Origin of the sequence: Caballeronia sp. INML1, from assembly GCF_023631085.1 — a bacterium.
GTDB classification, from domain to species: Bacteria; Pseudomonadota; Gammaproteobacteria; order Burkholderiales; family Burkholderiaceae; genus Caballeronia; species Caballeronia turbans.
In genome coordinates, this window is the sequence record NZ_JALQDT010000021.1 from 1 (window position 1) to 10,801 (window position 10,801).

Genomic DNA, 10,801 nt, shown 5'->3' on the forward strand with positions numbered 1-10,801 from the left:
TCAGCGCCTGCGCGAAAGGCTCAAGTCTCTCCCCAACGAAAAACGACCCGGACGCGCATGCGACCGGGTCGTCAAATCCCGCCCTAAACGGTACACCGTTCGTTATCTAAGAAAAGACCTTAACTGAACGGCATTACCTCTCGCGAGGGCTTTTTCCATTTCAGACCAGACTGCGCCCCGAGAATCAAAGCTGCGGATTGAGCTTCTCGACCTTCGAATGCAGCTTGTTCAACGCGGCGATATAGGCCTTCGCCGACGCCGCGACGATATCCGGATCGGTGCCGACCCCGTTCACGATGCGCCCGCTCTTCGACAGACGCACCGTCACTTCGCCTTGCGCCTGCGTGCCGGTGGTGATCGCGTTCACCGAGTACAGCACGAGTTCCGCGCCGCTGCCGACCTTCGATTCGATCGCGTGCAGCGTCGCATCGACGGGACCGTTGCCGCCCGCCTCGCCCGTGACTTCGCTGCCTTCCACCGCGAAGACGACCTTCGCCTGCGGCTGCTCGCCGGTTTCCGAATGCTGCTTCATCGAGACGAAGCGGAAGTGTTCCTTCGCCTGCGCCTCCGCCGATTCCTCGGAGACGATCTGCATGATGTCTTCGTCGAAGATTTCGGCCTTGCGATCGGCGAGTTCCTTGAAGCGCGCGAATGCGGCGTTCACGTCGGCTTCGGATTCGAGCGTCACGCCGAGTTCTTCCAGACGCTGCTTGAACGCGTTACGGCCCGACAGCTTGCCGAGCACGATCTTGTTCGCGCTCCAGCCCACGTCTTCCGCGCGCATGATTTCGTAAGTGTCGCGCGCCTTCAGCACGCCGTCCTGGTGGATGCCCGACGCGTGCGCGAACGCATTTGCGCCGACGACCGCCTTGTTCGGCTGCACGACGAAACCGGTGATCTGCGAGACGAGCTTGGAGGTGGGAACGATCTGCGTCGTGTCGATGCCGACATCGAGCCCGAAATAGTCCTTGCGCGTCTTCACGGCCATCACGATTTCTTCGAGCGACGTATTGCCTGCACGCTCGCCGAGACCGTTGATCGTGCATTCGACCTGACGCGCGCCGCCGATCTGCACGCCCGCGAGCGAATTCGCGACCGCGAGACCAAGGTCGTCGTGGCAGTGAACCGACCAGATAGCCTTATCGGAATTGGGCACGCGCTCGCGCAACGTCTTGACGAGGTTGCCGTAGTGCTCCGGAATGCCGTAGCCGACCGTATCCGTGATGTTGATCGTGCGTGCGCCTTCGTCGATGACCCCTTCGAGCACGCGGCAGAGGAAGTCGATGTCCGATCGGCTGCCGTCTTCCGGCGAGAACTCGACGTCATCGGTGAACTTGCGCGCGAAGCGCACTGCGAGGCGCGCCTGATCGTAGACCTGCTCCGGCGTCATGCGCAGCTTCTTTTCCATGTGCAGCGCCGACGTGGCGATGAACGTGTGAATGCGGAATTGATTCGCGGGCTTCAACGCATCGGCGGCGCGCTGGATGTCCTTGTCGTTCGCGCGTGCGAGTGAGCAGACGGTGCTGTCCTTCACGAGCGATGCGATGGTGTTGATCGCGTCGAAATCGCCGTTCGAACTGGCCGCGAAACCCGCCTCGATCACATCCACCTTCATGCGCTCCAGTTGCTTCGCGATGCGGATCTTCTCTTCCTTCGTCATCGACGCGCCGGGGGACTGCTCGCCATCGCGCAAGGTCGTGTCGAAAATGATCAACTTGTCTGCTGCCATGCTGGGCTCCTGTGGGGAGATTTATCGATTGTTGGGTGAAAAACGATAAGGCAAAAGGGAATTCGGGTGTTCGCGCCACCGCTGGCGTCGAAAACCTGAAAGACGAGCAGACGGGAGGCGAGACGAATCAGCGCGGTAGGCGCGCTAGCAGCGATAGTGCGTGTAGCGACGCACCAGCCGGGAATAGCGAGAAGGGGAACGGGAAAAAGTTCATTCAAAAACTATAACGGCTTTTAGAGGCGCGTGCAATGAGGCTTTCCGATGGCGCCGATTGACGTTCCACTTGCCGCGCCATTGCGCTGAACCTGGCGGAAAACAAAAAAGCCTGCGTCCCTGAAGGAGGCAGGCTTTTTCATAAGCTTGATGACGATCAGTAACCGCCGATCGACGCGCTCACACGCTGGCGCAGTTCCGAGCCATCGCCGACCGGCGCATTCTCGATCCGGCGCGCGCCCTGAAAGCGCTTCTCCCAATAGCCGTCTTCCATGTCGTCGACACGGATCGTGCTGCCGGTGGACGGCGAATGCACGAACTTGTTGTCGCCGATATAAATGCCGACGTGCGAGAACGAGCGGCGCATCGTGTTGAAAAACACGAGATCGCCCGGCTTGAGATCGGAAACGGTCACCTTTTCTCCGACACGGCTCATTTCCTCCGCGCGGCGCGGCAAGGTCATGCCCAGCGTGTCCTGGAAGACGTAGCGCACGAAGCCGCTGCAGTCGAGGCCGGAATCCGGCGTGTTGCCGCCCCAGCGATAGCGCACGCCGATCATGTTGAGCGCGCCGACGACGACGTCGCCCGCTTTGCTCGCCACGCCAGACAGAAATGACTTTGCACCGCCCGGAGTGCGGGCGGCGTCTGCGCTTGCGTCACTGGATTTACTGGACGAAAAAATGCCGTTGTTGGCATTTTGGCTACTACTGCTGACTTCATCGGCGAATGCGCCGGAAGTTGTTGTCATCAGAAGGCCGATTAACATACCCGCGGCGGCGCGCGCGCATGTTTGAGTCAACGTTAGTGGTTGCATCGGTCGGTAGGTTTTACAATTAAAAGCTGCGAAATCAGGGAGATACGAGAAAGTTTGGAGGGATACTAGCCACAAAGTATTTAACTGTCAAAAGAAATAGAAAAATACAATTGAGACGGGCACCCAATTGGTGAAAAAGAAAGATTTTTAGGAATTCAGGGCTGCTCTCAGTAGCTTTCTTGTGTATTCGTCAGAAGGGTTCGCAAAAATCTTCTCTACTTCGCCCGACTCGACGACAAATCCATTCCGCATGACCGCGACGCGATGCGCCATCGCGCCGATCACCTGCAGGTCATGGCTGATGAAAACGTAACCGAGGTTGTGCTTCTTCTGAATGTCGGCCAGGAGCGCAAGTACTTGAGCCTGAATGGAAACATCGAGTGCGCTCGTCGGTTCGTCGAGGATCAGGATGCTCGGTTCGAGCACCAGCGCGCGCGCGATCGCGATGCGCTGCCGCTGCCCGCCGGAAAATTCGTGCGGATAGCGATCGAGCGCCGCACGCTCCATGCCGACTTCGCGCAGCACCGCGATCACCTTCGCGCGCCGCGCGGCGGCATCGAGTTCCGGACGATGCAGCGCGAGCCCTTCCCCGACGATTCTCTCCACCGTCTGCCGCGGCGACAGCGAACTGAACGGGTCCTGAAAGACCACCTGGAGATTCGAGCGCAGCACGGCTTTTTCGCGTCCGCGAAAATCGCCGATTGCGCGCCCCTGAAACTGCACCGTGCCGGTCGAGGTCCGCTGCAGCCCGAGCAGCGCCATCGCGAGCGTGGACTTGCCCGAACCCGATTCGCCGACGATGCCGAGCGTCTCGCCCTGCCGCACCGTCAGCGTGACGTCATCGACGGCCCTGAAGCGGCCGCGCCGGAACCAGCCCGCGAAACCGGTCAGGCGCGTCGGATAATCGACGGACACATCCTTCGCGTCGAGCAGCACCGGCGCGATCGGCAGCACAGGCAGCACGTTGCGCTTTGGTTTGCTCTGCATCAGCCGCTTCGTGTACGGATGCTGCGGCGACGTGAAAATCTCCTCCACGGTGGCGCTTTCGACGAGCACGCCCTTCTCCATCACCGCGACGCGCTGCGCGAAGCGCCGCACGAGGTTCAGGTCGTGCGTGATGAGCAGCACGGCCATGCCGCGTTTCTCGGCTTCGTCGCGCTGAAGCTCCAGCAGCAATTCGACGATCTGCGCGCGGATCGTCACGTCGAGCGCCGTGGTCGGTTCGTCGGCAAGAAGAAGGCGCGGCCGGCATGCGAGCGCCATCGCGATCATCACGCGCTGGCGCTGCCCGCCCGAAAGCTGATGCGGATAGCTGTCCACACGCCTTTCCGGCTCGGTGATGCCGGTGCGCGCGAGCAGCGCAATCGCGCGTTGCCGCGCCTCGCGCGGACTCGTGCCGTCGTGTAGCTGGATCGTCTCGCCGATCTGGTCGCCCACCGTGTAGAGCGGATTGAGCGCCGTCATCGGTTCCTGGAAGATCATCGCGATATCGGAGCCGCGCAAACCGCGCATCGCGTGCTCGCTCTTCGACAGCAATTCCTCGCCGGCGAAGCGGATCGAGCCGGCCACCTCGGCGTCGGGCAGCAGGCGCAGGATCGACAGCGCCGTCACGCTCTTGCCCGAGCCCGATTCGCCGACGAGCGCCACACGCTCGCCCGCGCGGATATCGAGATTCGCGCCGTCGACGGCGAGCGTGTCACCGAAGCGCACGCGCAGGTCGCGAATCGAAAGAAGTGGCTCGCTCACTGCCCGCCTCCCGCTTTCACTGCATCGGCGATGCGCGTGTCGAGCGCGTTGCGCAAGGCATCGCCCATGAAGGTCAGCAAGAGCAGCGTGGCGACGAGCACGCCGAAGGTCGAAAGCGAAATCCACCAGGCGTCGAGATTGGCCTTGCCCTGCGCGAGCAGCTCGCCGAGCGAGGGCGTCGGTGACGGCACGCCCAGACCGAGAAAATCGAGGCTCGTCAGCGCGAGAATCGCGCCGCTCATGCGAAACGGCAGGAACGTGATGACAGGCGTGAGGCTATTGGGCAGCACGTGCCGCCAGATGATCTGCCAGTTCGACAGGCCCATTGCGCGCGCCGCGCGCACATAGTCCTGCGTGCGATTGCGCAGAAACTCCGCGCGCACGTAATCCGACAAGCCGATCCATCCGAACAGCGACAGCAGGATGATCAGCAGGATCAGGCTCGGCTCGAAGATCGACGCGAAGATGATGAGCAGATAGAGCTCCGGCAGCGCGCTCCATATCTCGATCAGCCGCTGCCCGGTGATATCGATCCGTCCTCCGAAGTAACCCTGAACCGCGCCCGCGACGACACCGAGGATCGTGCCGATCACCGTCAGCACGAGGGCAAACAGCACCGACACGCGAAAGCCGTACACGAGCCGCGCAAACACGTCGCGGCCGCGGTCGTCGGTGCCGAGCCAATTTTCGCGCGAAGGCGGCGCCGGGTTCGAGCCTTTCGAGAAATAGTTGAGCGTGTCGTAGTAGTAGTGATTCGGCGGATAGATCGCGAAGTTGCCGGGCGCGCTGAAACGGTCGCGCACGAAGGGATCGAGATAATCGGCGGGCGTCGGGAAATCGCCGCCGAAAGTCGTCTCCGCATAGGTCTTCACGAGCGGAAAGTACATGTGCCCCTGGTACCGGACGACGAGCGGCTTGTCGTTCGACCAGAGCGGGCCCGCGAGGCTGATGACGAACGCCGCGATAAACACGACGAGGCTCCAGTACCCGAGGCGGTTGCGCTTGAAGCGCAGCCAGACGCGCCGCCCCGGCGGCACCGATGCCTCGCCGCGCAACGGTTGCGCGTCGCTGCCGTTGGGCTCGCGCCGTGACGATTCCGATGAAGCGGCTCGATTCAAATCAGCGCTCCAGTTGTTCGAATTGAATGCGCGGATCGACCCAGACGTAACAAAGATCCGAGACGAGCTTCGTCGCGAGGCCGATCAGCGTGAAGAGATAGAGCGTGCCGAGCACGACCGGATAGTCGCGCCGCACGACGGATTCGTACGAAAGCAGGCCCAGCCCGTCGAGCGAGAACAGCGTCTCGATCAGCAGGCTGCCCGTGAAGAACGCGCCGATGAACGCCGCCGGAAAGCCGACGATCAGCGGCAGGAGCGCATTGCGAAACACGTGTTTCCACAGCACGCGACGCTCGCCCAGGCCTTTCGCGCGCGCGGTCAGCACATACTGCTTGCGAATCTCGTCGAGAAACGCGTTCTTCGTGAGCATCGTGATGATGGCGAAGCTGCCCACCACCGACGCCGTCACCGGCAACGTGATGTGCCACAGATAGTCGAGAATCTTGCCGCCGAGAGAAAGCGCCGCCCAGTTGTCGGACGTGAGATTGCGCAGCGGGAACAGTTGCCAGAACGATCCGCCGCCGAAGAGCACGAGCAGCAGCACGCCCAGCACGAAGCCCGGAATAGCGAAACCGACGAGCACGACGAGACTCGTCGCGACATCGAACTTCGAGCCATTCCTGACGGCCTTCGCGATGCCGAGCGGCACCGATATCAGATACGTGATGAAAAAGGTCCACAAGCCGATGCTGATCGACACCGGCAGCTTCGACACGATCAGCGACCACACGCTCTGATGCCTGAAGTAGCTCTCGCCGAGATCGAAGCGCGCGAACTTGCCGAGCATCAGAAAGTAGCGTTGCAGCGGCGGCTTGTCGAAGCCATAGAGCTTCTTGAGCTGCTCGACCTGCTGCGCATCGACGCCCGTATGCGTGCGCAGGCCGAAACCGCCGCCACCGCCCTCCGACTGACCGCGCCGCAGATCGTGCACGGCCTGCTCGACGGGACCGCCCGGCACGAACTGGATCACGACGAACGTGAGCGTCAGCACGCCGATGAGCGTCGGGATCATCAGGAGAATGCGTTTAAGGATGTAGCTCCACATGGCGCACCGTCCTTTATTTCGCCGCGGGCGCGGACTTGGCCCACCACGTCGATATGACCCATTCCTCGGCGCCGTAATACAGCGGCAACGTCGACGGAAAGCCAAGCGTATTGCGATACGCCACGCGATGCGTCGCCGAGTACCAGTGCGGCACCACATAGTAGCCGTTCATCAGCACGCGATCGAGCGCGTGCGTCGCGTCGACAAGCTGCTCGCGCGTCTGTGCGGAAATCACTTTCTGCAGGATCGCATCGACGGCCTTCGACTTCACGCCCGCGAGATTGTCCGAGCCCTGCTCGTCGGCGGACTTGCTGCCGAAGCGCGAGACCTGCTCGGTTCCCGGCACCTGCACGTCTGGCATGCGCACGCTCGTCATGTCGAAATCGAAGGCATCGAGCCGCTTTTGGATGAGCGCGTAGTCGACGGTGCGAAAGTTCATCGTGATGCCGAGCTTCTGCAGATTGCGCCCGAACGCGGCCGCGACCGGCTCCATCGATGCGCCGCCGCCCGTGTCGTCGAGAATCTCGAAGACGAAGGGCTCGCCCTTCGCGTTGCGCAGCGCGCCGTCGCGATATGTCCAGCCGGCTTCACGGAGCAATTCGCGCGCCTTGATGAGATTCGCGCGGAGCGAGCCGGGCGGATCGGTGTCCGGCTGACGCGGCATCTCGCCGAACACGGCCGGATCGAGTTGGCTCTTCAGCGGGTTCAGGATCGCGAGTTCGCCTTCGCTCGGCGTGGCCCTGGCTTGCAGATCGGTATTGACGAAGAAGCTGTCGATGCGCTTGTACTGATTGAAGAAAAGCTGCCGGTTGAGCCACTCGAAATCGAGCGCGAGATCGAGCGCCTGGCGCACGCGCACGTCCTTGAAGAGTGGCTTGCGCGTGTTGATGAAAAATCCCTGCATGCCCGTGCCGTTGTGCTGCGGGAACTCGCGCTTGATGAGTTCGCCGCTGTCGAAACGCTTGCCGATATCGCGCCGCACCCAGCTTCGCGCGACATATTCGACGAGCACGTCATACTCGCCCGCCTTGAAGGCTTCTAGACGCGCGGTGGGATCGCCGTAGAGCTTGTAGTCGATGTGCGCGAAATTGAACATGCCGACGCGCACCGGCAGCGACGCGCCCCAGTACTCCGGATTGCGCCTGTATGAGATCGTGCGGCCGTTGTCGTAGCGGTCGATCAGATACGGCCCGCTGCCGATCGGCTTCTGAAACGCGATTCGATCGAACGCAATGCGCGTACCGTCCGGCTTCATCCCCCACTTGCGCGAGAACACGGGAATGCCGCCCGCGAGCAGCGGCATTTCGCGCGTCGCGGTCTTGAACTCGAAGCGGATCGTGAGCGGATCGACGACGACCGCGCGCGCGATCTGCCCGAAGTAGACGGAGAACTGCGGCGCGGCCAGCGGACTTTTGAGCGTCTCGAACGAGAATTTGACGTCCTCGGCCGTGACCGGATCGCCGTTCGAGAAGCGCGCTTTCGGATTGATGTGAAAGGTCGTCGACATGCCGTCCGGCGCGACCGAGATATCGTCGGCGAGCAGGCCATACGCGGTCGATACTTCGTCGGAACTGCCCGTCGTCAGGCTTTCGAACATCAGCGAAAGACCGGGCGCCGGGTTGCCGCGCAACGTGAACGGATTGAACTTGTCGAAGCTCGTCAGCCGGCTCGGATTCGCGAGCACGAGCGTGCCGTCGCGCGGGGCGCCGGGGTTGACGTAATCGAAGTGCTTGAAACCCGCGGGATATTTCGGCTCGCCGTATTGCGCGATCGCGTGAACCGCATGCGCCGGGCTCGCGAACGATGCGATCGATCCGGCCAGTGCAAGCGCGAAGAAACGGGATGAGGCGCGAAATGGGCGGATCGTCGTACGGGTCGTCATGTGCCTCTTGGCGCGATATGAGGGTGTGATGCGTTTGAGTGACCCGGGCAGACGCCCGAAGCGAACGCCGCGAGAATCCTTGGCGGGGCATTGCGATGTGAGAGAATTCTACCCAAAAATTGATACACAGACAACAATGGTCTAAACTCCCTTTGCTGGCTTGGTTCACGCTACTGGCGGGCCTCCGAGGGGTACACAGTCCATGTCAGTAGTCCGTGTGTAGCAGAGAGAATTCTTAACATGAGCAAACCAATTCGTCGCGGTGCAGCGTACTACCTACGGCGGCGTGTGCCGCTTGACCTCGTTGAGCACTACGGGCGCAGAGAGATTGTTAAGGCTCTCGGAACCAAGGACCACCATATCGCAAAGGTCCTCTGTACCGCTGCGGACGACGCCCTCAACCACGAATTCGCCCAAGCCCGGGCCGCGCTCCAGACCAAGACCGGTACCAACCCCGCCAGTTGGGAAACCCTGCTCCCTGAGGAGTGGGGGGACCCCGAGGACGGGACGCTCGCAGAGGAGGAACGCGAGGAGGAGCTTGATAGGTTGGCCGATAAGATAGCCGCCCGCCTTGGTTACTCCCGAGCCGCGCTAGGCCTCACGCCCTCCCATATCCCCGCCACGCCTGCCACAACCGCTCGGGCATCTTACCCCACGCCCGCCGCGCCCCGCCCCGCTATCGCAGCGTCTACCGAGGACCGCACACTACGGACCTTAGTAGCCCTCTGGCAGGAGGAGCGCAAGCCCGACACCCGCACCGCCTCCGCGTACGCTCGGGCCGCCGAACGGTTCCGCTCCCTCGTCGGGGACATTCCCGTACCGGCTATCCGAAAGGCGGACGTAGTGGCGTTTAAGGACAAGCTCGTAGCCGAGGGGCATAGCAAGATCACAACGCGGTCATCCCTCTCGCAACTATCCACCTTGCTTACGTTCGCTATGGGCCGGGCTTGGGTTGAGAACAACGCGGCGGACGGCGTTACGGTTACGGACAAGGGCAAGGTGTCTGCTAAGGCTAGCCGCCCGCCATTCGACCTCGCTACGCTTAACCGCCTGTTCTCGTCCAAGATTTATACAGAGGGATTCCGCGCTGCCAACCTAGCCGGAGAAGCTCAATTCTGGCTCCCCTTGCTCGGCCTATACACGGGGGCGCGCATAGAGGAGCTATGCCAACTCCGCCCCTCTGACATTTACGAGGAGGAGTACCGGGACGCTAACGGGAACGCGGGTAAGGCATGGGTGTTACGGATTACCGCAGACGAGGACGAGGGCCTCGGGGTTAAGAACGCGGGGAGCGTGCGCCGTATCCCTATCCACCCGGAGCTAATCCGTCTTGGGTTTGTCGAGTATTGCCAGCAACAGACCGGTTCCCGGATATTCCCGTTGCTCCGAAAGGACAAGCACGGCCTTGAGTCTACCGCTTGGTCTAAGGCGTGGATGCGCGATTATTTCCGTAAGTTCTGCGCCCCGACCTCGGACGGCATCGTATTCCACTCGTTCCGCCACACGTTCAAGGACGTATGCCGCCAACTCGGGATTAGCAAGGAGCTTGCGGACGCAATCCAAGGCCATACGGATAGCTCGGCCTCGGGCGGATACGGCGGTCTGCTCTACCCCTTGGCCCCGCTCGTGAAGGCAATGAGCAAGTATGCGGTCTACGGGCTAACCGACATTAAAGGATAGCTTTCAGCAAGAGAACGACTGGCAAGGCCGCGCCCAAGAACGCACACGCCCGCGCCAAGGTGGATTGCGCGACGGGTCGGTCTTTTGCTCGATAACTCAAAGCAGAGGCCGTGTGTAGTCTTGCCCACGGCGGCTAATAAACTTAAAACACATAAATTCCCTTGTTGGGTTAATGCTAGTATTTTTGCGAGGCTAACAGCCGGTCTATTGCCTCAATAGGAATCGAGCCAAGTTTATTAAGAAATATGCGATTCTCTATTAGCAACTTTCTAACAGTGGGCCTGCTACGCCCGAGCATTTCCGCCGCTTGCGAGATGTTGACGTGCAGCGGCCTCGGATGGCGAGCCGCATAAAGCGCCACGGCTTTAGCTGCAATTTCTAGTGCGTCTTTCTCGGTTAGGAATAGTTCCGACACAGGGCGCTCCGTTGAGTAGAGTTCAAAACGTTACACCCAACGAATAAATTCCGCAAAAATTATCTCGGGGTACAAATAAGAGGGCGGTTTCAAGGATGAAGTGCAACAGCGGGTTTAGTGTTTAGAGTCGTGAGGCTGGCTTGCTGATGCAAGGGTCGC

The 10,801-nt window shown here is 61.3% G+C and carries 7 protein-coding genes; 1 reads left to right on the forward strand and 6 read right to left on the reverse strand.

Annotated features, from left to right (window positions below):
* Positions 1–184 precede the first annotated feature (184 nt).
* The 6 genes from NCR38_RS08360 to NCR38_RS08385 all read right to left on the reverse strand — a co-directional run bounded on the left by NCR38_RS08360 (position 185) and on the right by NCR38_RS08385 (position 8,547).
* Positions 185–1,729 carry a 2-isopropylmalate synthase gene (locus tag NCR38_RS08360; RefSeq protein WP_061119626.1) on the reverse strand — a complete coding sequence of 515 codons (1,545 nt, stop codon included), beginning with the start codon at positions 1,727–1,729 and terminating at the stop codon, positions 185–187.
* A 370-nt stretch (positions 1,730–2,099) separates the two neighbouring features.
* The gene (locus tag NCR38_RS08365) at positions 2,100–2,756 is read right to left on the reverse strand and encodes a C40 family peptidase (protein ID WP_061119627.1); all 657 of its coding nucleotides are present in this window, start codon (positions 2,754–2,756) and stop codon (positions 2,100–2,102) included.
* Positions 2,757–2,903: 147 nt separating this feature from the next.
* Positions 2,904–4,502 (reverse strand): ABC transporter ATP-binding protein, encoded by a 1,599-nt coding sequence (locus NCR38_RS08370; protein WP_250476792.1) that lies wholly within the window; start codon positions 4,500–4,502, stop codon positions 2,904–2,906.
* Positions 4,499–5,620 (reverse strand): ABC transporter permease, encoded by a 1,122-nt coding sequence (locus NCR38_RS08375; RefSeq protein ID WP_061119629.1) that lies wholly within the window; start codon positions 5,618–5,620, stop codon positions 4,499–4,501. Before NCR38_RS08375 ends, NCR38_RS08370 begins: the two co-directional genes overlap by 4 nt.
* 1 nt (position 5,621) lies before the next feature.
* Positions 5,622–6,665: a microcin C ABC transporter permease YejB gene (locus NCR38_RS08380; protein WP_250476793.1), complete on the reverse strand. Its 1,044-nt coding sequence runs from the start codon at positions 6,663–6,665 to the stop codon at positions 5,622–5,624.
* A gap of 13 nt (positions 6,666–6,678) precedes the next feature.
* Positions 6,679–8,547 (reverse strand): extracellular solute-binding protein, encoded by a 1,869-nt coding sequence (locus tag NCR38_RS08385; RefSeq protein WP_061119631.1) that lies wholly within the window; start codon positions 8,545–8,547, stop codon positions 6,679–6,681.
* 240 nt (positions 8,548–8,787) lie between these two features.
* Here NCR38_RS08385 and NCR38_RS08390 point away from each other — a divergent pair, with 240 nt between their 5' ends.
* Positions 8,788–10,227, forward strand: a complete 1,440-nt coding sequence (locus NCR38_RS08390) for a site-specific integrase (RefSeq protein WP_250476794.1) — start codon at positions 8,788–8,790, stop codon at positions 10,225–10,227.
* Positions 10,228–10,801 lie beyond the last annotated feature (574 nt).